This is a genomic window from Bradyrhizobium sp. LMG 9283 (genome assembly GCF_045571415.1).
In the GTDB taxonomy this organism is placed as follows: Bacteria; Pseudomonadota; Alphaproteobacteria; order Rhizobiales; family Xanthobacteraceae; genus Bradyrhizobium.
In genome coordinates, this window is sequence record NZ_CP120691.1 from 1927870 (window position 1) to 1949160 (window position 21291).

Sequence of the window (21291 nt, forward strand, 5' to 3'; positions counted from 1 at the left end):
TGGGCACGGCAAGGCCGCGAGCTGGCATGACTTGGCGGCCGAACATGGAGGTCTGATTGCATGAGCGCACCTGTGTGTCTGATATCCGGCGTTGGGCCAGGCACGGGATCTGCGCTGGCGAGACGATTTGCCGAGGGAGGATATCGCCTCGCTCTTCTCGCCAGGAACGAGGAGCGCCTCGCCGCGCTGGCGCAGCAATTGCCGGGCGCAAGGGCCTATCCATGCGACGTGTCCGATGCCGCGCAAGTTGAGGCCGTGGCATCCGCCGTCGAACGAGATCTGGGCAGTCCCGCCGTCGTCATCCATAACGCCGTCGGCGGGGCGTTCGGCAGGTTCAGCGAAATCGATCCGGAGATCCTCAACCGCAACTTCCAGATCAACACGATGGGGCTGCTGTATCTGGCGCGGCGGTTTACCCCGGCGATGACACTGGCGGGCAGCGGCGCCGTCGTCGCGACCGGAAATACGTCGGCGTGGCGAGGCAAGCCAGGCTTTGCCGGTTTCGCTCCGACCAAGGCGGCGCAACGCATCCTTGCCGAGGCAATCGCGCGTGATCTCGGACCGCAGGGCGTCCACGTCGCCTATGTCGTCATCGATGCCGTGATCGATCTCGAATGGACGAGAAAGCGTTGGCCGGACCGGACGGACGACTTCTTCATCAATCCGCGGGCCATCGCGGATGAGATCTGGCATGTCGTTCACTAGGATCGCAGTGCCTGGTCGTTCAATGTGGAGATCAGGCCGTTCGGGGAAGCCTGGTAGATCGCAAGTCAGCAGGCATCAGCCGCTCAAACCATAACAAGCTCGGGAGGAAATTTAGATGTTGACGAGGAAACTCGCGCTTTCCATGGCCGCGCTCGCGGCATTTGTGGCGATGCCGGTTCATGCCGAGACGCCCGGTGTCACGGAATCGGAGATCAAGGTCGGGGCGACATTCCCCTTCAGCGGCCCCGCGTCTCCGCTCAGCAATACCGGCAAGGGCCTCATCGCCTACGTTCGTTCGATCAATGACCGTGGCGGCGTCAATGGCCGCAAGATCAACCTCGTGACCTATGACGATGCCTATAGCCCGCCTAAGGCCGTCGAACAGACCAGGAAGCTGATCGAGGGCGACGAGGTGGCAGTGCTGTTCAGCCCGCTTGGAACACCGGGTCTCAGCGCGACCGTCAAATATGTCAACGGCAAGAAGGTGCCACACCTCTTCGTCGTCAGCGGCGCGACCAAGTTTGCCAACTTCACCGAGTTTCCGATGACGACCACCGGACTGCCGAGCTACAACACCGAGGGCAAGATCTACGCGAAGTACATCACCCAGACGGCGCCCGAGACGAAGATCGCGATCCTCTATCAGAACGATGACCTCGGCCGCGATTTCGTCGCAGCGTTTAAGGAGGCGTTGAAAGCCGATTTTGACCGGAAGGTGGTCGCCTCGCCCTACGAAGTTACCGAACCAACCATCGAATCCCATGTGGTGTCACTCAAGGCTTCGGGAGCCCAGGCGTTCGTGATCGCGGGCACGCCCAAATTCACCGCCCAGGCAATCAAGAAGGCGAGCGAAATCGGCTGGTCGCCGCTTACCATCATCAACTATGTCTCGAGCTCAGTCTCCGCAACCATCGTGCCGGCCGGAGCGGACAAGGCGGTCGGGGTTATCGCCGCGACCGTCACAAAGGATCCGAACGACAAGAGGTGGGCCGACGACCCGGGCATGAAATGGTATCGCGAGCACTTCGAGAAATATCTTCCCGGCTCGGACATTGGCGACAACAATTACCTGTTCGGAACCCAGCAGGGCCAAATTCTGGAGCAGGTGCTCAAGCAATGCGGCAACGACCTGTCGCGCGAGAACATCCTGAAGCAGGCGCGCAGCATCAAAGGACTCGTGCTTCCGACGCTAATGCCCGGTATTGCGATCAACACCGGTCCGAGCAACAGTATGGCGTACACCCAGCTTCAGCTGCAACGCTGGACCGGAAGCTCCTGGGAGCAGTTCGGCAGTGTTCTGAGCGCCGACCAGAACTAATCAGCACTAAAGCGACTCGTGATGCTGGCTTTCCGTATCGGTGTCGGGGGCTTGGAGATTGATTTTTTACCTCAAAGACTCCGCTTCGATATCAATTCCAGCCGCGCATTCCTCGAACATCCAAAAAATCGCGGATTAATCAGTGCAGTCGAGGTTGAGGGCATCACAGGCGCAAATGGAAGCTGCGTGGGGCTGCCGTAGTCATACACTCGGCCGGCAGCCCCAGCGACAGTCCGCTATGGTCATAAGCAGGCGCTGAACTCCGGCCAGGCGTCTGGTCAGCCTTCCGCAACCGACATCTCGATGGCTCGGGCGCTGTTCGGTTTAGGCCAGCTGGTTATAACAAACCTTCACGCGGCCGCGCGCCTCAACCGAACGGTTGATGTAACATGCATTGAAAGGTGGCGAACTCACTCGATCGTCAAGTCCGCACGAGACGGGCCCCCGGCAGTGCATCATGCAGCAACTCCAATCGCTTCACTCGAGCTGGAACGCAAAGATGGCAACACCGGTGGTATTACTAGCTTCGGGATGCGGCATTGAGGCGACGAGCTTGCTGCCAAGCAAGTCGTCCGCGATCACCACGATGGGGATGCGCTGCGTCGCTTTCTGTGCTGCACGTCCGGCCTCAGCCCCGATCGCCATCAGGACGTTTGGATTTGCCTCGGTCAATTCAATGGCCGCTGTGGCATAAGAGGCCGCAGCCACGCCTTCGCCACGGCTGTCGATCTCCAGGTTGCGGCCTCTGATGAAGCCGGCTCTGCCCAGCTCATCGAAGAAGCTGGACAATACCGGCCCCGATGCGGTACCGCCGGCCATCCCGCGCGGGCTTCGAGCGGAAAAGCCGTAGCGCCAGCAATCAGGGTGATGAACTCGCGCCGTTTCATCAGGCCCCCAGGAGCATCTGACGGTTTTCAGTGTAGCACATTGGAGGCAAGGATGGGGGTCGGCTTCGGCCCCTCGGCAGCTGCTGGTGCAAAACGGACATCGGCCGGCGAGTTGGCTTCAGCAATGGGAGCCAGAGGAATCCCCTCCTTTCTCTGCCCCCGAGTTCCCTCTGCGGATCGCATTTTCTTGATGCGCGGGTGTGCGGGCGCTTCTCATCCGCGAGACATTCTGTCGCAGAACCATTCGATTTGCCGGAGGACTAACCTCTAGGCGGAAATCTGTCGTTCGCAAGTCGAACGGCATGCAACGGGCGATCCTGCGCCGTCAAGGGTTGCAAGAGCCGTGGGCGGTGGTCGCCCCTCTGCCGATCTGTCCAAAGAGCGTGAAGCGGACTGCCGCAATACTGACCACTAGTCACGGAGGAGATACCATGACGGAGATCCGGCTGGCCTCGCTGCAGGGCGGGGCGATTACGCTTGAAAGCGATGCAATTGCTACCTTTCGCCAAACCTTGCGAGGCAACGTCTGTCTGGCCGAGGAGCCGGGCTATGATGAAGCACGCACGATCTGGAATGCGATGATCGATCGCCGCCCAAGCGCGGTCGTGCGCTGCAGAGGGGCCGCTGACATCATTCGTGCCGTACGCTTTGCGCGTGAGCACGACCTCTTGATCGCCGTGCGCGGCGGCGGCCATAACATCGCGGGCAATGCTGTTTGTGACGGCGGGCTCTTAATTGATCTTTCCCTCATGCGCTCCGTCCGGGTTGATCCATTTCACCGCACCGCGCGCGTGGACCCGGGGGCAACGCTTGGCGACTTCGACAAGGAGGCGCAAGCTTTTGGCCTTGCGACCCCGCTCGGGATCAACTCGACGACTGGCGTTGCGGGATTGACGCTGGGCGGCGGCTTCGGATGGCTTAGCCGCAAGTACGGGCTTGCCGCCGACAACCTGATCTCGGCCGACGTGGTGACGGCCGAAGGCGAGCTCGTCCGGGCAAACATCGCCGAGAAGACCGACCTGTTCTGGGCGCTGCGCGGAGGCGGAGCCAATTTCGGGGTGGTGAGTTCGTTCGAGTTCCGCCTGCATCCTGTTGGTCCGATGGTTCTGGCCGGACTCATCGTCCATCCCTTTTCGCGGGCGAAGGAGCTGCTGACGGGCTATCGCGACGTCGCCGCCAAGGCGCCCGACGAACTGACGGTGTGGGTGGTGCTCAGGCAGGCACCGCCGCTGCCGTTCTTGCCCGCTGAGGTTCACGGCAAGGAGATCGTCGCGTTCGCCGTCTGCTATGCGGGAGATGAGAACGAGGGCAAGCGTGCATTGGAGCCGTTGCGCGCGCTCGGAGAGCCGATCGCAGACGTGATCGGCATGCAGCCCTTCGCGGCTTGGCAGACCGCGTTTGACCCACTTCTCACGCCCGGCGCCTATAATTACTGGAAGTCGCACAATTTCGTTGAACTCAACGACAGTCTTCTCGATACGCTGGTGAGCCATACGACAAGCCTGCCGACCGGTGAGTGCGAGATTTTCATCGGTCAGCTTGGTGGCGCCACCAGTCGCATGGCCGTCGACGCTACGGCGTTTCCCCACCGCGATGCGAAGTTTGTCATGAACGTTCACACGCGATGGCGCGATCCGGCGGATGAGCAACGTTCGATCGCCTGGGCGCGCAGGCTCTTTGCTGAGACTGCGCCTCACGCAACCGGCGGCGTCTACGTCAACTTCATGCCGGAGGACGAGACCGATCGCGTAGCCGGCGCCTACGGCCCGAACTACGCTCGTCTTGCCGCGCTGAAGGCCAAGTACGATCCTGGCAACCTGTTCCGGCTCAACCAGAACGTCAGGCCGGCCGCTGCACAGCGACCGGCCGCCTGATAAGAGGAGGAGGGGATCCGTAACCGAGGGGGCTACGGAGACGAAGTTGGATATCGGAGAATGGCTGCGCAGGCTGGGCCTGCAATCCTATGAGCAGACGTTTCGCGACAACGGAGTTGACCTTGAGATCCTGCCCCACCTGACGGTTGAAGATCTCAAGGAGATTGGAGTCCAGGCTGTCGGCCACCGGCGGAAGCTTCTCGATGCAATCGGCCTGTTACCAGCGGAGCTGGCGGCGGCGCGGCCCTCTGCGTCGGTGGAGCGCCGTCAGCTCACGCTCATGTTCGTCGACCTCGTCGGCTCGACCGACCTCAGCCGCCGTCTCGATCCCGAGGAGCTGCGCGAGGTCATGCGGGCCTACTCCAACACGGTGGCGGAGAGATTGCGCGACTGGAGGGCCACGTCGCGAAGTTTCTGGGAGACGGCGTGCAGGCCTATTTCGGCTGGCCGCGCGCAAGCGAAGATGCGGCAGAGCAAGCTGTCCGGGCGGGACTTGCGGTCGCAACAGCGGTCAGCGGCATGTCGTCAGGTGCAGGAGGCCTGCTGGCAGCACGCGTCGGCATCGCCACCGGGCTTGTCGTGGTGGGTGATCTGCTCGGGGAAGGTGCTGCGAAGGAGGAAGCGGTCACTGGGGAGACGCCTAATCTCGCGGCCCGTCTGCAACAGGTTGCGGAGCCCGGTACGGTCCTTATCGCCGACAGCACGCGCCGTCTGGTCGGCAATCTCTTCGAATTTGTTGAGCTTGGTTCCCTTCGGCTCAAGGGCTTTGCCGAGCCGGTGCAAGCTTGGCGGGTCATCGGCGAAGGCCGGGCAGAAAGCAGGTTCGAGGCTTTGCACGGAGCCCACGTCACGCCACTCGTCGGGCGCAGCGAGGAGCTCGATTTGACGCTGTCACGGTGGCAGCTTGCCAAAGGACGGGCTGGACAGGTCGTCTTGATTTTTGGAGAGCCAGGAATCGGAAAATCACGATTGGTGCTCGCGCTGCGAGAACGGCTACAGGACGAACAATTCACGCTTGTTAGCTACGCCTGTTCGCCGCATCACCTGAACAGTCCGCTCTTTCCCTTCATCTCGCAGCTCGAGCGGGAGGTGCGGTTCGCACCTGAGGATACCGCAGAAACACGGCTCAAGCGCCTCGAGTCACTCCTTGGCGAAAACGGCGAAGGGCTGCCTAGCGATGCAATCCAGCTTCTTGCCGATCTGCTCGGCATTCCAAATGAGAGGCCGAGCACCCAGCCAGAAATGTCGCCGCAGCAAAGGAAGGCTCTTCTGTTCCGCACATTCCTGGCCCGCCTCGATCGACTTGCCGCTCGCGGGCCGGTGCTGATGGTGCTTGAAGATGCGCACTGGCTCGATCCCACCTCGCGCGAGCTGTTCGACCAGATCGTGGATCGTCTTCAGGACCTGCCAGTGCTGGTCCTCGCAACATTCCGCCCCGAGCTCCCGCCGCCATGGACCGGGTTTCCGCACGTCACGTTGCTCATGCTAAACCGCCTGCCACAGGCGCAGGTGGTTGCACTCGTCGACCGGATCACCGAAGGCAAATCGCTTCCAGCCGAGGTCCTCGACCAGATTCTGGCGCGGACCGAGGGTGTGCCACTCTTTACCGAGGAGCTCACGAAAGCCGTTCTTGAAGCCGGGATCCTCCGCTACACCGGCGCTCGCTACGTCCTTGCCGGCGCATTCCCGTCCTTGGCGATCCCGGCGACGCTGCACGATTCGTTGATGGCGCGGCTTGACCGTCTTGCTCCAGTCAAGGAGGTCGCCCAGATCGGAGCCTGTATCGGCCGCGAGTTCGATCACGAATTGCTTGCTGCGGTCGTTTCGATGCCAGCGGGGGAGCTCACTGCGGCGCTTGATCGCCTAGTAGCGGCAGAGCTCGTTTTCCGCCGCGGTCTCGCGCCTGCCGCTACCTATGTCTTCAAGCATGCTCTGGTGCGCGATGCCGCCTACGAAAGCCTGCTCAAGCGGCGCCGCCAGGAGCTGCATGCGCGGATTGCCACATCGATCGAAGCGGTCTTTCCGCAACTTGTCGAGGCGCAGCCGGAGCTGGTCGCCCGTCACTTTGGCGAGGCGGGATTGGCCGAGAGGGCCATTCCATACTGGCTGAGGGCCGGTCGCCTCGCAGCCACCCGATCGGCGAATATGGAGGCAATTGCCCATCTGAGATCAGGGCTCGATTGCGCCCAAGCACTTCCTGCTGGAGCATCACGCTCCCGCTTCGAAGTTGCCCTGCAGCTTGGGCTCGGCGGCCCACTGATTGCAACTAAAGGATTTGCTTCACGCGAGGCAGAAGCGGCGTTCCAGCGCGCACAGGAGCTCAGCCGCGAGCTGCAGAGCGAGGCTGATCTCTCCGCCGCGTTGAAGGGGCTCGGCCACGTCTATCACGTGCGCGCCAACTTGCGCGAGGTCACAACTCTCGTTGAGGAGACGGAGGCGCTCGCGAAACGGAGCGGTGATCCCGTACGTCAAGCCGAAGCCGATCATCTTGCGGGAGTGCTCTCGTTCCACCTCGGCCAGTTTCAATTCTCACGCGACCGGCTCGACAGAAGCGCACAAGCCGGCGAATACCGCGGCCGCTATTATTCCGAGGTATACGGAATTGATATGAGCGTATTCTGCCGCGCCTATATGAGCCATTGCGACTGGCATCTCGGGTACCCCGTTCGTAGCCTTGGGATTGCTGAGAAAGGGCTCGCCGTCGCGCGTGAGATTTCACATCCATTCAGCATCGCGCTCGCGCTCAACTATCTGGCGATGCTATATCAATTCAGGCAAGAGCCCGATGCCGCACTGAGGGCTGCTGCAGAGTCACGCGACATCTGCACCGAGTACCGCTTCGACTACTATGGTGCATGGGCTAGCCTCGTTCGCGCCTGGGCGATCGCTGAATCCGGCAGGCTTGAAGAAGGTCTTGCGGACTTTGACGCTGGGCTTGAGGATCTCCGGCGAACCAGCGCGGGACTACGCATTCCGCACCATCTTGGTTTGCTCGCCGCGCTTCATCGCAAGGCCGGAAACGCCGCGACCGGGCTTCGGATCATCGACGAAGCGGTCGCAATTGCGGACGCAAGTCTCGAGAGCTGGTGCGCCGTCGAGCTTCACCGGGAGCGCGGTGAACTGCTGTTGCTGACAGTCGGGGAACAGGCGGGAAATCAAGCGGACGCGGAGTTCGAGACTGCGATCAAAATCGCCGCTGCCCAGCGAGCAAAGTTGCCCGAGCTTCGCGCAAGCATTGCGCGCGCCAGGCTGCAAGCGTCACGCGGCATGCGGCGAGAGGCGCGCGACGCTCTTGTGCCGATCTACAGCTGGTTCAGCGAGGGCTTAGAAACGCGCGATCTCGTGGAAGCTCGCAAGGTGCTAGCAGACTTGTGACGAAGTTACCGCCATAACCGCCCGATCTAGGTTCCGGACAAGTCTAAGCTTTCGCATGCTTTGAGTTCAAAGTGCTCCCTGGCCAACCGGCCTGTAATGGCGCAAAGCGGACATCCTGCTGACGGGCGACTTCTGCCACGGGTCGATTTTGTTGAAAAAGGCCGCAGTAATTCATTGTATTGGCGCGCGCACCAGTTTTGCCAGCTTCTATGATGGCCTGAGAGTTGGCATCGGGATCAGTTTGGCCATCTTACGAAGGTTCTGGGCGGTGGCTGCGAGGGTGAACTCGTCGCGCGCGCCGTTTGGGCCTCGTAACCGTAAACGGTCGAGCTTGAGAATGCGCTTGAGATGCGCAAACAGCATCTCGATCTTTTTGCGGAGCCGACGCGAAGTACGGCCCTCCCAGGACCTTGCGATCTGGCGCGCCATGTCGCGAGCGCCTTCGTAGATTGAGCGCGGTACCCTCCGTGAAGGCTGCTTGGGGCAACACCGGGACTTCAATGCGCATCGATCACAATCGCGCTTGCTGGCGAGGTAAAGCATCGTGGCGCCATCGTTCACCAGCGCTCCGGTCGTGGTAAGAACCTTGCCGCTGGGACACCGGTAGACGTCACCTGCATGGTCATAGGTGAAGTCCTCGCGCGAGAAGATCCCATCTGTGCGGGCCGACTTGTCGAACACCGTAACGTGTGGCTCGATCCCGTGCTCGTAGACCAACCAGCCGAGCATCTCGGCCGAACCATAAGCGCTGTCGCCGAGAAGGCGGCTCGGATAAAGATCGAACCGTTCGAGCGAGCGCTCAATCATGCGCTTGGCGGCCAACACTTCCGCCTGACGGATCGCCGTGGTCGCCTCGACATCGACGATGATCGCGTTCTCGACATCGACCAGGTAGTTCGTCGAATACGCAAAGTAGGCTTGTCCGCCGTGCGCTCCCGTCCAACGCGCGGCAGGGTCGGAGGGCGACACGAACTTCGGGGTAACCTCAGTCGCCGCTCCGAAGGCGGCATCATCAAGGACAGCCAGATACTCATCGATCGCTCGGCCCGCGGCCTCGGGTGGAAGCCCCTTGTCGCCTTCGATCCCCTTCTGCCGATTGGCGTCGGCCTTGATCAAACTCGCATCGACTGCGAAGCCTTCACCGCCGACCAGCCGCTCCTCGATGCATCGACGCAAGACACTCTCGAAGACGCGACGGAAGAGATCGCTCTGCCGGAAGCGGCCATGCCTGTTCTTGGAAAATGTCGAGTGATCCGGCACCGCCCCGTCCAGACCGAGCCGACAGAACCACCTGTAGGCCAAATTGAGGTGAACCTCATCGCACAGGCGTCGCTCCGATCGGATGCCAGTAACCGATCAGGAGCATCCGGATCGTCAGCTCGGGATCGATCGAAGGCCGACCGATGCTACTGTAGAAAGGCGCCAAGTCCTGCCTGACCTGTTCAAGGTCGACAAACCTGTCGATCGACCGGAGCAAGTGGTCGGCGGGGATATGCCTTTCCAGCGAGAACTCATGGAACAACGCAGCCTGGTCGACTTGCCGATGCCAGTCCTGCCAACTAGACAGACTGAATCACTGATATCTCTGCGTCGCAACAGCCGCCTTTTTCAACAAATCGGTCAAAAAGCGAAGAACTCGCGTTGAGCAAATCTAGTCCGCTCTGGCGCGATGAGCGGACCTCCGGCAAAGGAGGCGCAACTCCGCAGATGGGCCAGAAGCAGATTAACTAGCTACCGCCAGCAAAACCATCGCTCTACCGGGGTTTTTAGTGCTATGACGGTACGCTAGACGCATATAGCAACGATTTGTCGGTGCGCGCCGCATTAGATATTCGCGAACGGTCTCTCCGTTCTGATGAGATGCTTGCTGAACAGAGCGACTACGCTCTGAGGCGCGGTATCGTCGAAAAACCGCTTGAGATTTTGGGCGGTCTCGTCGGCGACTTCAGCACTTCGGGGAAAGAGGCCGTTTTCATAGCTGGCGAGCGCGGCTTCGATGTCATCGGGAGTGGCAACGAGCGCTCGGGCGAGTTCTGCGCCATCATACATAGCGAGGTTCGCGCCTTCGCCTGCGAAAGGGGACATCAGATGCGCCGCATCCCCAAGTAATGTTAAGCTCGGCACGCGCTCCCATCGATGTCCAACTGGGAGCGCATAGATGGGGCGAAGCACAGGATCGGTTTCGCCGTCTGTAATGAGTGCGGTTAGTTGCGGAGCCCATCCTTGGAATTGCTCGGCAATATGAGCCAAGGCAGCTTTTGTGTTGCTGAAGTCGATGGACTTAATCCAATCTTCTGGCTTGTTTAAGGCCGCATAGGTGTGGAGCGTTCCGTCTGCATAGCGGTGCGCCAGGATGCCTTTGCCCGGAGCAACGGCCATGAGCGTGCCGCTGCCGATCGCATCCGCGCTTGCCTTGTGGCGCGTGTCGCCATCGAAAAGGAATGTTTCGATAAACGAGGTGCCCGTGTAGGTTGGCGTTGATTCTGAAAGAAGGGGGCGGACCTTCGACCACGCGCCATCGGCACCCACGAGCACGTTGGAAGTGACCGTTAAGCCATTGGCAAAGGTGACTTCATGCCGTCCCTTCCCGAGGGCTGCTATAGACGCAACTCTATGATCCCATTTAATCGTTTCCGGCGGGATCGAATCAATAAGCATTTGCCGAAGATCGCCCCGGTCAATTTCGGGGCGATTGCCTGTGTGGCTGCCGGGCTTGTCGAATAGGACGTTGCCGTCTTTATCGACGATACGTTTTGCATCTTCGCCAGGGCGGACCAGAGAGAGGAACGTGTCAAATAGTCCTGTGGCTTTGAGGGCGAGCTGACCGTTGTATTCATGAATATCGAGCAGACCTCCCTGTGTTCTTGCGCTCGCCGAGGCTTCAGCTTCGTAGACTGTTGCTGCGAAGCCGTGGAGATGTAAAACACGGGCGAGTGTGAGGCCACCAAGTCCGGCACCAATAATTGTAATTGGATTTCGCATTGTTGCGCTCCTATCGTCGCAGACATGCAGCGTCCGTGGGCGCTGATGGCTGCGATTGCCTGATGTTCGTCAGGCGGTTGCTATCGGAGACGCTGGCCGAACCACGCGAGGCGCGCGGTTGACGTGTATTCGACGGCCTAAGGGCAGGCAGTCGTTTTTCGCGACGACGGTGAAGTTATATCAGTAGGTCGAGCGGAACAAGAGGCTGAGGAGCGCGACGGCTAGCCAGGAAATTCAAAGAAATACCGAGCATCGGTGAACGCCCGCAATGTCGCCTTCGGGTCATTCGCATCGTTTCGCCGCAGCTTGGTTATGACCGATCCACCCCTGACAGCTGACGTGTAGAGGGACGCTGGTATTCGTCGATATGGGCCACTTGCGGACATCGCTCGCACGTCCGGTCGACCAGTTCATCTTTTAGCTTTCGGGGTGAAGACGGTCGGATTGCCATCGCGAGACGCGCATCAGCTAGGTGAATACGGGTTAGACAACAGCCTGTCATGCGAAAGGCTGCCAGCCGGCAGCTAGTGAGGCACGGCCAATTAACGGACCGGGTCGACTTTGGCAGCCATGTCGGGTGCCCGGCTCACGCGGTAGCGCGCGTTACCACAGTTGAGCACCCAAACGGCGTAGTCAGGTCTTGAGCGCTTCGCGTCCTTCCTCGCACCAATCGCCTTGTCACAGACAAATCCCTGCAAGCGGATCTGGCAGCTAACATGCTTTGCACGTTTTCCTGGGCAGCCTGCCCAGTGGATCCGGTGAAAGCGAAAGCCGCTGCTAAGGCGGGGACGTAGAGTACAGCCGACCAACTAGGTGCCATGTGCCCCTCCTCTCGATGGTTCGTAAGCGGCAATTGCCAGCTTCACTTGTCCAGCGTGCGGCGGCAGGCGTGGCGGCTTATGCCTGCCGCCGCCGCATGTCACTTCACCTGCTCGACTTCGCTCAGCCGCCAGCTCTTCGTGAAGAACGGCTCAAGCGGGCTGTAGAGGCGCAGGATCACGAACCAGCCCTTCTTCGGGTCGGTTTGTATCCAGTTGCCGCGCTTCACTCCTGCGGGCTGTGTCGGACCGAAGTAGATGGTCGTGGAGCCGTCGGCATCCGCCTCTGCCGCTGGCGACGGGTAGCTCTGGCTGCCGGCGCGCGGATAGCGCTGGGGCGTGTCGAGCATCGAGCGCGTCATGTTGTCGTACACCGTGAACGACCAGAAGTTCTCTTCCGGGATGCCCTTGTGACCTTGCCCCACGGGCTTAATCCAGTTTGAAGTTCGTTCTGGCCCACGACAAGGACCAGAGCATGAAGCGCAGCCGCTTTTCGGAAGAGCAGATCATCGGGATTTTGAAGGAGCACGAGGCCGGCGTTTCGGCTGCCGACCTGTGCCGCAAGCATGGCGTCAGCGACGCCAGCATCTACAAATGGAGGGCGAAGTTCGGCGGTATGGAGGTGTCGGAGGCTAAGCGGCTGAAGGCGCTGGAGGATGAGAACACGCGGCTGAAGCGGCTGCTGGCGGATGCCATGCTCGACAATGTCGCGCTGAAGGACTTGCTGGGAAAGAAATGGTGACGCCCGCGAGGAGGCGGAAAGCTGTCGCCCATCTCATGGATGCCCACGGGATGAGCGAACGGCGGGCGTGTAAAACCATCGGCAGCTGCCGCATGACTGTGAGATACAAGACGATCCGGACGGACGCTGGCGGCCTTCGCCAGCGCATGAAAGGCGATCGCGCACGAGCGCCGCCGCTTCGGCTATCGGCGCGTGCATGTCCTGCTCAAGCGGGAGGGCTATAGGGTCAACCACAAGAAGCTGTTCCGGCTGTACCGGGAAGAGAAGCTTGCAGTGCGCCGCCGTGGCGGCCGCAAGCGCGCCATCGGGACCAGGGCGCCGATGACGGTGCCGATGGCGCCGAACGAGCGCTGGTCGCTCGACTTCGTGTCGGATCAGCTGACCTGCGGCCGCCGCTTCCGCGTCCTCACCGTGGTCGATGACTGCACCCGCGAGTGCCTGGCGCTGGTGGCCGATACCTCGCTCTCCGGCATCCGCCTGGCGCGGGAACTGGACCGGCTGATGATCGAGCGCGGCAAGCCGAAAATGGTGGTCAGCGACAACGGCAGCGAGCTGACCAGCAACGCCATCCTGACATGGGCGGATCAGAGCCGCGTCGCCTGGCACTACATTGCGCCGGGCAAGCCCATGCAGAATGCCTTCATCGAGAGCTTCAACGGCCGGCTGCGGGATGAATTGCTGAACGAGACGCTGTTCACGTCCCTGGCCCAGGCTCGCGTCGCACTCGGATGCTGGCGGGCCGATTACAACGATGCCCGACCCCACTCGCAGCTCGGATGGAAAACGCCCTCCGAGTTCGCCTTCACCTGTCACCCGCGCCGGGATCTGGCGCTGCGCTATGCCGAAGGCTCCGCGCCAGCTCCCGTCGCTCCCACCGCCCAACCGGGCAAATCCAACGACCGGAGCGAACTCAGGATTGGATAAAACTGGGGGCAAGGTCAAGAGGCTCGAAAGTATGGTTTGAGGAGTCGAAGCTCAGGACCGCCCAGCGTATGACCAATCTGATCTCGCTCTTTTGCATCCTGAGTTGGCGGGTCTTCTGGATGACGATGCTCAACCGTTCCGCCCCAGACGCACCGCCAACCCTCGCGTTGACTGCGACTGAAATCGGCGTTTCACGATTCACCCATCGCGGCCAACTTTTTGGGGAGGCGAACTGGCGAAAACGCCTCCAAAACGACATGCTCGCTGGCCGGAAAAGGGTCTCAACTGGAGCTCTTTCGGTTCGGGTATTGCTCGATTGAACCCGAAATTCTCGGATTTTTCCCAAATCGAGAGCGGCCTGGGCGGGAATAGCTGGGTGCCTGGCCTGGGTATCGGCGCATGTAGATTGAGCGAGCGGTTACAGCAGCTGTCGCCGCGCCGGGATATTTGTCTCTCCCCGATATTCAACACCATCTGGGGCAATTCATCTGGACACTGGCTTCTTCTTCAGCCGATATCGCCCGCTCGTTCATCGCTCTCTTTGAGGACATCACGAGATCATCATGAAGGCGTCCCTTTACGAGGACATCCTGCAACCGGTAATCGAGGCGCTTGCTCCGACGGGGTTGGGCTGCCCGAAAACTCAAGCGGTGATTTCCGAGCACCTTGAATTGTTCGAAACGAAGCTCCAGCAAGGCTACACCTACAAGCAACTGGCGCAGGCGCTCAACGCCGGAGGCGCACGGGGCCGGAAGGGAGCTCAATTCACCGACAGATCGCTTTACACCTGTATTGCCAGAGCCAGAGCCAGCATCAAAGATTGGGCGCCAGCCGAGATCCACGTCAGGGCAGGTCACAATGTAGCAACAGCAAGGACCTCGCGATCGGACCAGGATCTGCCAAATTCGCCCGAACTTAGCGAGTTCAAGCAGCGCATCCGCGATGCGCAATCTCATGCCGCAACGGGCGAAGTGTTGTTTGGCAGGGCGAGGCGGAAGTAGCTCGCCATGCCGTCAAATGATGATGGTGGGGAGCTGGAGCGTCTTCTCGACCGAATTGGTGTCCCTGCCGAGCAGATCCAGATCAAGATCGTAGAGCTCGAGGAGGCGACGCTATCGTACCGATGGCGGTGCGAGCGTCGCGCGAATTCGCCCCGGATCAGTGCGGTGGTGTCGCAGCTAGGTGCTTTGGCGGACGCAGCGCAACAGGTGTGCTCAGGACATGAGGTTTCCATCCCGGACGAGATCCTTCCTGAGACGTTCGACGCTTTGGTCGGACGGTATCCATTTTCGGACGTCGACGTGGCGCCCGTCACCTTGGATACTTTAAGAAATCCGGAGGCGTACGCGAGCCATTACCGCACCGCGGTCGTAAATGCTTCCGTCGAGCCCCACGTCGTGAATGCCGCGATGCGTCAGCTTCCGGAGGAGCCGCATTTGGTGGCCGTTCGGTCGATACCTTTTCCGTTTGATGCGGCCAATGCATATTTTTTTGCCGATTTGCCCGAGCCCAAGGCAGCCAACCTTCAGCGGCGTCTTAAAGATTTCATTGCCTCCATTCCCTGCGAAGCTTCGGACTTCCTTCGACAGGTGCATGAGCGGGTACGCCGCGCCACACGGGATCCGGCGCGGGAGAATCCCGGCCGGCGAACGCTCTACGACTGGGCTGAACCGCTGCCGGCGGCCCGGCTGGCATTCGATGTATTCCAGGTGGTGCTCGAGCCGGCGGCCGAGCGGCCGAAAACCGCGGTTCAAGTGCTTCTGGCGCAGATCATCGATGTGTTGATTGGCGATCAGAATTCGGATCGTCTGCGGGCGGACGTTATCGGATCCATGTTGACCATCTGGATGGCGATCAATCAGCACAAAGCTGTCGCCCAGCGGCTCTCGGGAATGCTGGACGGGCGGCCGGGCAGGGCGGAATCGCCGCGCGAGCGACGCCGCCGGCACCTTTGGTTGAAGTGCCACGAAGCGGTCGTTGGCTCGACCGCTGAACTCCTGCGACGCGCCTGCATGGGCGACTTTCACCAGGTGAAGCAAGTTCGGAGCAAACCAAGGGGTCGCGGAGCAACGGAGGGAATGGTCATCGCACCGAAGGCGCGCGCAACAGGATTGCCGGTGCCAACCATCGATCTTGCGGCGGCCGCGCAGGCAAAAACCGACGCGCTGTTTCTGCTGCAACTTGCGCGGGGCTGCAAGCCTTGGCTGCAGAGGGGTTGAAGATGAGATCAACGAAATACCACAAAATACGACGGACGACGTCGAATTCCGACAGTCTACGACGATTTACGACATTTTCGCCTTGGGTTCGTGGGGGCTTTCCATCTCCGGTGATGCCCTATTCGGCTTCTCATCACCCAGGAGAAGCTCATGCCGAAAGTCAAAACTTCCGATCTTGCCGCCGGTTGGCATCTGATTGTCGTCCTCTCCGCCATCGGCGGACAGGGCAAGACGCTATTCTCCGAGCTCGTCACCTTGATTCTGCGGTCGGTCGGCTATCAGGTCCGCGTCTTCACCGCGGACGTGCAGCAGCGGCTGCTTGCCAAGCTCGGCGACGACGTCATCACGATCGACACCGATCTGCTCGATGCGGCATCGGACGACCCGCTCGCGGTCTTGCGGGCATTCTCGCCGCTGACCAACGCCATCGCTCACTCCGCAGAGAATAGCGGCAGCCTTGTTCTCGACACTGCGGCCACGTGGGACGTGCCGGTCCTGCGATACCTGCGCGATCTGCATCTCGACCGCGTTGTGACCGAGAGCGGCGGCCAATTGATCATCGCGCTGGTGACAACGTCCAATCTGGACGCCATGCGTGCGATGACGGCTTCCACTGAACTGGTGCGCGGTGCGCTCCCGCTGGCTCGGCCGGTCTGGGTTCTCAACGAGCGGGTGGGCACCGTTTTCCCGTCGGATTTTGATCCCCAGCTTTTGGACCTCGAGCCGGAACAGTTCGCCAGGATGCGCGCTGGCGTGAGCGAGATCGTCCTGCCGCGCATGGACGACCGGCTTTGGCAGCCGGTAGACCGCACGCCAGGCTTGAACCTCGTCAAGTTTGTCACGGCCGATCCGGCAAGGCTGGCTCCGCTGTGGGCTGACCGCGCGGGCAATCCGCTCGACCGGTTGTCTGCGGCCGTCGTGCAGCAGCGCATCGCAAGTTGGATCGCTGCCATGATGGAGGCGGCCCACCAGGCCTTGGGCTTTCCCCGCACCAACTAGGTTTGCCGCGCAGTTCGAACGTGTCGAGCGCCGGGGCCACGAGGCCGTCAGAAAGATCATCCAGCGTCTCGCCTGCTCGAACACGAGCCTCACGCTATTGCGCGATCTTCCGTTTGCAGTTCAGTTGATGAAACCGTCGGAGCGCAAGCAACTCGCGTTGCTTCGCGCTCGCCTGGTCCGGGAGCGCATTGGCCCGTGCGAGCGTGCGCTGCGTCGGGTGGGCCGCTGGATAGATACGATTTGGATGAGATGTAGATGACTAGAAACACTCTCCTACAGAGCGGTGAGACAGCTGTGCCGGTGCAGCTAATTCGAATGCGTGAGGGTAACGTCAACCATGCAAGCGCATTGGCGATGAGGACCGCCGGTCAGGATTTTGTGGGCGCGGCGTAGAAAGCCTACATTCATCAATATCCGGTTTGGTGCTGATCCGGACGTTCCGTTGGAGGCGCGTTTAAGATGAGTTCAAAGACAATGTTTGGAAATGGTTCTGAGATCCAGGTGACGTACGCGTGCGGACATCAGGAAAGCATCAAATCTCAACGTGATTTCATAAACGAGATGAGGACTCGTGCAGCCAGACGCACTCTCTGCGAGGTCTGCCTCGGTGCGCACAGGGCAAAGCGCGATTGCATGATTTCCAATTCAGTTCAGCGAACCAAGGAGGCGGCGGCCGCAACGAAGCTGACTGGCACCAGGAAACAGATCGAGTGGGCCGAGCGGATTCGCGAAAAGTGGCTGTTCATCGTCAAGCGCGAAATACCAACGCACCTTTTGTCGAATCTTGAGAAAGCGCGGATCGGCGCTGTATCGCCCGAGGCCATTGAGCAGGCCACTACCACCGTGCTTGCCGCACGCCTGGCTGCCATTGATGGGGTGGTTGCTCACTGCAAAGCTGCCTGGTGGATCGATTTCCAGTCTTATCTTGAAGCGATGGTGAATCAGCCCACGGACGCAGCGATCAAGTCGGAATGCTCGGTCCTCCTCAACAGGTAAGGACCGATCAGACTGACGCGTCCGCTCCTACGGTCATCGCGCAGTTCTTCGCCTCGATCAGCCGATTCACTCGAACGGCATCCTGTTGCGCGCTCGTCGTCTGAGGCAGCGAATGCGAAAATTTTTCGCATTTGGCGCGATAGGTCCGGCGAAGTTGTCGCAAGATGCCATCATTGCATTGATATTGTTGACAAATTTCAAATCTGCCGCCATTGTTGATGCACGGCTTGCGGCGAGAGATGTCATCAGGAGTACTCATCGTGACGGATGCGGGGCAGTTCAATTACGATCAAGTTGCGGTGGACAAGGCGGAGGAGCTGCGCGAACTCGCTGGCGCGATCCGCGCAGGCGCGAGACAGCTCACGCAAACGGCCGTGGCGATGGGCATGTGCCTGATCCGGGCGAAGACGGGCCTCCCTCGTGGAGTGTTCCTGAGCTGGTGCCGGCTGGAGGCGGGCTTCGAGCCGCGCACCGCTCAGCTCTATATGATGCTGGCGGGCCTGTTTGAGCGTTACGGGGAAGACGTGTATCTCGTGCCGCTCAGCGCAGCGCTGGATCTCGCCGCTCCGTCGGTTGACGAGGCAACCATCATCGAGATCCTGGCGCGGGCCCGTCGTGGCGAACGGCTGACGGGCGAGTTCGTCAAGGAATGCATTCGCCGCGCAAAGGTCAAGGCGAGCGAGCCGGAGCTCGTTGGTGCTGCCGAGATGTCTGCCATGGTTGCGGACGCGCTCGATGGCACGAGAAAGGCGGCACTGCTGAGATTTCTTGGGGACAAACCCGGGGCGCGCGATCGGCACTTTCTGAAGAACCTTCGCGAGCGGCTTGCCGCAGACCTGCGGCGGAACATGGCTCGATCGCGCCTGCCGTTGGTGCGTCAGCTGCCCGCCGCCTGAAGCGCTTATCTTTCCATCGCAACGCGGCTTGAAGACACCTCCGGCCGGCTCGGGCCGCTGCGGCCGCGGAATCTTGTGCGGACGCTTTCGCGCGTTTGCATCAGCTGTCGTGGCCGTCCGAGCGACGATGGTGTGGTGTCGTTTGCATCTCGTTGGCGAGCCCTTCTGCGCCGTCATGAGATCTTCCCTGCAGAGACGGATCGCCATTGGTGCGGTGGATTTCACGCAACTGTGAGCCGGGCAGTTCTCAATTGCCGATGAAAGGCAATCACTCGATCTCAGAACTTGCAGCAGGCAATGTTAGCAGTTGGCTGACGTCCATTATACGTTGAGGTCAATCGTGTCGTTCTGCTCGATCCACTTTGCCGTCGTCCAGCCCACCAAGCGCAATACCGCTCTTGCGCGGCTCGTTTACCAGACCTGCTCGCTTGCCGACGATCGCTTCGGACGCATCGACTACCGCCGCTATGCCGACTGCCGCGTCGGTGGTGGCGTTCTGCTGCCGGTAGGCGCGCCCACAGAATTCGCCGAGTGGGAGCATTTCTTCATGGCCGCGGCGTTCCGAGAAACGCGGCGCGACGCGCAAGAGGGCAGGACTGTCGATTTTGCGCTACCGCGTGCGGTCCCGCGCGCGCTGCTGCTGCCGCTTGCGGCGTTTGCGCTGTTGCCGTTTGTCGAGGGCGGGATGGCGGTGCGGGTTGATGTCGAGAGTGTGTGTGCGAGCGACGGTGAAGCGAACCCGCACGCGCACTGTTGGCTTGCGCAGCGCGTGCTGGGGCAAGATGGTTTTGGCTTCAAGGAGCGCAGCTGGAACGCGCTGTTCCGGCGCGGTGGTGGGAGATACGCGCGAGCAGTCCTCGCGGGCCGGATCACCCTCGGTTGCGCGATGCTTGGCGTTGAGGCTTATGTCGATCCGCGCTGCAATGCTGTGAAGGGAGCCGGCATTCCGGAGCAGCGGCTGCCGCGGCCGATGTTTTGCGCGCACAATGAAGGCAGGTATGTCGCGGCCGTCGAAGCGCTGAAGGCGAGCCGCCGGCTGAGGCGAGATCGCAAGGCACCGCAGCGCATTCCGGAGCCGGAGCTTGCGCGCATGACGGTGACGAACGCGGCGGTGTATCGTGTCGGCGAACAAGAGGCCGCCGAACTCAGGCGGCGGTTCGCGGACGCCGCGCGGGAGGCGGGCTATGAGCTCAACGGCGAACTGGACGCGGCATCGGGCTTGCCGACGGTGTCGTTGACGGGGACGTCCGTCGCCTTCGACGGTCGCGCATTCGAGATCGCTGCGACGGGCAATTCGGAGGACGCTGCGATCGTCGCGCGGTTCGTGCGCCGGCTCGGATGGCCGGCACTGGTGGTGGAGGGAGGTGCGCGACTGGCCGATTTGATGGCGATCGCGGCCGCCTCCGAAGGCGTGTTCATGGTCAATCGGGCGCCCTCGGCCGGGGCGCGGGACCTCATTGCGAGGGCGTTCTTTCACGAAATGAAGGCCGCGATTGCGCGCCATGACCCGCTCGGGGTTGCCGCAAAATTCCTCGCCGATCATGAGGCGACGAAGGCTTGCACGGAAGTAGTAGGCGTGGCCGTTGCAGAGGTTTCCATGCAAGCGGATGCAGCGAGCGAAGACGATCTTCGCTCGGCGGCAGATCCGGTTGGCCCGAACGTCGATCCGGTTCAGCCGGGCAAGGTCGCCGAGCCGGCTTCCATGTTCGCGCCTATTGCTGCGACGGCGGACCATGACGCTGGCGCCGTCGCCGCCGGCGCGGATGTGAGGCGGGCCGCCGGCTCGCCGTCCGAGGCGATCGATGATCTCGAAAGCTTGCCAGACGACGATTCCTGGAAGATCAGGCCCGATGCGAGCGTGCTGGCGCAAATTGCCCGCTCTCTGCAGGATGCTGACGAGCGGCAGCGGCAGAGGCTGCAGAACCTTGATGGGATCCTGCGCCGGACCGAAGATCGATCGTCTGCGCTTCGCAGCGGAGAGCGTCGGCCGCCCAGCGGGGCGAGCGTTTCGGCGTCGACCGGCAATCCTAAGCCGCTCTGGTAGCTGTCGGCACTAATCTAGGTCCGCCCACGATGCGGCGGTCGAAATGGACGTGCGCGACGCGCCAGGCGCCGCATCTCGATCGCGCCAACTGTGTGGCGGAGGGCGATCACGCGAGAATGTCCAGCGCCAATCTGCAGAACACGGTCTGTCGCGAGGGGCCGTCTGGATGCCGTTAACCACGCATCTCGAAGGGGAGCCGCGCCGGCTGGAATATTCCGGGACCAGGCGAGATATTGGAGGTTACCTTCGCAATGCCTGCGAAGGCGGTCGCCTGCCGGTGCGGCTAACACCGGCAAGCGGCCTGACCACAACGACTTAACAGGAGTCAATCATGGCTAAGCGTCACTATAGCGCCGATTCGGCGTTCCATCTTCCGTCCTGTCCGGTGCTCGGTGCCCAGTCCGATGTGACCGGCGGCGCTGTCGTGCCCGGCGTCGGGCCCATGGCGGACGGCATGTCCCTTTTCACCATCACCTTCGCTATCGGCTAGGCGCGGATCGCGACGCGCGACG

Annotated in this window: 15 protein-coding genes and 4 pseudogenes; 14 read left to right on the top strand and 5 right to left on the bottom strand. The window is 61.3% G+C overall.

Features of this window, described 5'->3' with window-relative positions; translation table 11 throughout:
* The first annotated feature begins 60 nt into the window (after positions 1-60).
* Together P6U29_RS08965 and P6U29_RS08970 are read left to right on the top strand one after the other, a co-directional pair.
* Positions 61-705 (top strand): SDR family NAD(P)-dependent oxidoreductase, encoded by a 645-nt coding sequence (locus P6U29_RS08965; protein WP_407117253.1) that lies wholly within the window; start codon positions 61-63, stop codon positions 703-705.
* A 118-nt stretch (positions 706-823) separates the two neighbouring features.
* Entirely contained in the window at positions 824-2023 is a 1200-nt protein-coding gene (locus P6U29_RS08970) for an ABC transporter substrate-binding protein (RefSeq protein WP_407119281.1), read from the top strand.
* Between the two features lie 477 nt (positions 2024-2500).
* Here the strand turns inward: P6U29_RS08970 and P6U29_RS08975 are convergent, their stop codons facing one another.
* Positions 2501-2842, bottom strand: a complete 342-nt coding sequence (locus P6U29_RS08975) for an ABC transporter substrate binding protein (RefSeq protein WP_407117254.1) — start codon at positions 2840-2842, stop codon at positions 2501-2503.
* Positions 2843-3341: 499 nt separating this feature from the next.
* On the opposite strand from P6U29_RS08975, the gene P6U29_RS08980 reads away from it, so the two are divergent.
* The 3 genes and pseudogenes from P6U29_RS08980 to P6U29_RS08990 all read left to right on the top strand — a co-directional run bounded on the left by P6U29_RS08980 (position 3342) and on the right by P6U29_RS08990 (position 8159).
* The gene (locus P6U29_RS08980) at positions 3342-4784 is read left to right on the top strand and encodes an FAD-binding oxidoreductase (RefSeq protein ID WP_407117255.1); all 1443 of its coding nucleotides are present in this window, start codon (positions 3342-3344) and stop codon (positions 4782-4784) included.
* Positions 4785-4830: 46 nt separating this feature from the next.
* Positions 4831-4989, top strand: a pseudogene (locus P6U29_RS08985) (SAM domain-containing protein); the annotation flags it as partial.
* A 221-nt stretch (positions 4990-5210) separates the two neighbouring features.
* Positions 5211-8159 (top strand): AAA family ATPase, encoded by a 2949-nt coding sequence (locus P6U29_RS08990; RefSeq protein ID WP_407117256.1) that lies wholly within the window; start codon positions 5211-5213, stop codon positions 8157-8159.
* Between the two features lie 207 nt (positions 8160-8366).
* Here the strand turns inward: P6U29_RS08990 and P6U29_RS08995 are convergent.
* The 3 genes and pseudogenes from P6U29_RS08995 to P6U29_RS09005 form a co-directional block, all read right to left on the bottom strand.
* A pseudogene (locus tag P6U29_RS08995) lies at positions 8367-9726 on the bottom strand (transposase).
* Positions 9727-9983: 257 nt separating this feature from the next.
* Entirely contained in the window at positions 9984-11141 is a 1158-nt protein-coding gene (locus P6U29_RS09000; RefSeq protein ID WP_407117257.1) for an FAD-dependent oxidoreductase, read from the bottom strand.
* A 919-nt stretch (positions 11142-12060) separates the two neighbouring features.
* A pseudogene (locus P6U29_RS09005) lies at positions 12061-12369 on the bottom strand (DUF1214 domain-containing protein); the annotation flags it as partial.
* A gap of 65 nt (positions 12370-12434) precedes the next feature.
* Here P6U29_RS09005 and P6U29_RS09010 point away from each other — a divergent pair.
* The 6 genes and pseudogenes from P6U29_RS09010 (at position 12435) to P6U29_RS09035 (ending at position 17839) form a co-directional block, all read left to right on the top strand.
* Positions 12435-13625, top strand: a pseudogene (locus P6U29_RS09010) (IS3 family transposase).
* Between the two features lie 68 nt (positions 13626-13693).
* Entirely contained in the window at positions 13694-13945 is a 252-nt protein-coding gene (locus P6U29_RS09015; protein ID WP_407117258.1) for a hypothetical protein, read from the top strand.
* A gap of 243 nt (positions 13946-14188) precedes the next feature.
* Entirely contained in the window at positions 14189-14626 is a 438-nt protein-coding gene (locus tag P6U29_RS09020; protein ID WP_407117259.1) for a hypothetical protein, read from the top strand.
* 6 nt (positions 14627-14632) lie between these two features.
* Positions 14633-15844, top strand: a complete 1212-nt coding sequence (locus P6U29_RS09025) for a hypothetical protein (RefSeq protein ID WP_407117260.1) — start codon at positions 14633-14635, stop codon at positions 15842-15844.
* Positions 15845-16099: 255 nt separating this feature from the next.
* The gene (locus P6U29_RS09030) at positions 16100-16843 is read left to right on the top strand and encodes a hypothetical protein (protein WP_407117261.1); all 744 of its coding nucleotides are present in this window, start codon (positions 16100-16102) and stop codon (positions 16841-16843) included.
* Between the two features lie 459 nt (positions 16844-17302).
* Entirely contained in the window at positions 17303-17839 is a 537-nt protein-coding gene (locus P6U29_RS09035) for a hypothetical protein (RefSeq protein ID WP_407117262.1), read from the top strand.
* A gap of 66 nt (positions 17840-17905) precedes the next feature.
* Here P6U29_RS09035 and P6U29_RS09040 read toward each other — a convergent pair whose 3' ends face one another.
* Positions 17906-18085 carry a hypothetical protein gene (locus P6U29_RS09040; RefSeq protein ID WP_407117263.1) on the bottom strand — a complete coding sequence of 60 codons (180 nt, stop codon included), beginning with the start codon at positions 18083-18085 and terminating at the stop codon, positions 17906-17908.
* A gap of 14 nt (positions 18086-18099) precedes the next feature.
* On the opposite strand from P6U29_RS09040, the gene P6U29_RS09045 reads away from it, so the two are divergent.
* From P6U29_RS09045 to P6U29_RS09055, 3 genes are all read left to right on the top strand, one after another.
* A complete protein-coding gene (locus P6U29_RS09045) occupies positions 18100-18735 on the top strand; it encodes a hypothetical protein (RefSeq protein ID WP_407117264.1) in 636 nt (211 codons plus the stop codon).
* Positions 18736-19042: 307 nt separating this feature from the next.
* Positions 19043-20779 carry a MobA/MobL family protein gene (locus P6U29_RS09050; RefSeq protein WP_407117265.1) on the top strand — a complete coding sequence of 579 codons (1737 nt, stop codon included), beginning with the start codon at positions 19043-19045 and terminating at the stop codon, positions 20777-20779.
* 331 nt (positions 20780-21110) lie between these two features.
* On the top strand, positions 21111-21269 hold the full coding sequence (locus P6U29_RS09055) for a hypothetical protein (RefSeq protein ID WP_407117266.1): 159 nt from the start codon (positions 21111-21113) through the stop codon (positions 21267-21269).
* The last annotated feature ends 22 nt before the right edge of the window (positions 21270-21291 follow it).

Excerpts from the sequence above, each read along its gene's own strand:
- P6U29_RS08965 (WP_407117253.1), top strand. The coding sequence starts at position 61 with ATGAGCGCACCTGTGTGTCTGATATCCGGCGTTGGGCCAGGCACGGGA.
- P6U29_RS08975 (WP_407117254.1), bottom strand. The coding sequence starts at position 2,842 with ATGGCCGGCGGTACCGCATCGGGGCCGGTATTGTCCAGCTTCTTCGAT.
- P6U29_RS08980 (WP_407117255.1), top strand. The coding sequence starts at position 3,342 with ATGACGGAGATCCGGCTGGCCTCGCTGCAGGGCGGGGCGATTACGCTT.
- P6U29_RS09000 (WP_407117257.1), bottom strand. The coding sequence starts at position 11,141 with ATGCGAAATCCAATTACAATTATTGGTGCCGGACTTGGTGGCCTCACA.
- P6U29_RS09015 (WP_407117258.1), top strand. The coding sequence starts at position 13,694 with ATGACCAATCTGATCTCGCTCTTTTGCATCCTGAGTTGGCGGGTCTTC.
- P6U29_RS09020 (WP_407117259.1), top strand. The coding sequence starts at position 14,189 with ATGAAGGCGTCCCTTTACGAGGACATCCTGCAACCGGTAATCGAGGCG.
- P6U29_RS09025 (WP_407117260.1), top strand. The coding sequence starts at position 14,633 with ATGCCGTCAAATGATGATGGTGGGGAGCTGGAGCGTCTTCTCGACCGA.
- P6U29_RS09035 (WP_407117262.1), top strand. The coding sequence starts at position 17,303 with ATGAGTTCAAAGACAATGTTTGGAAATGGTTCTGAGATCCAGGTGACG.
- P6U29_RS09040 (WP_407117263.1), bottom strand. The coding sequence starts at position 18,085 with ATGACATCTCTCGCCGCAAGCCGTGCATCAACAATGGCGGCAGATTTG.
- P6U29_RS09055 (WP_407117266.1), top strand. The coding sequence starts at position 21,111 with ATGGCTAAGCGTCACTATAGCGCCGATTCGGCGTTCCATCTTCCGTCC.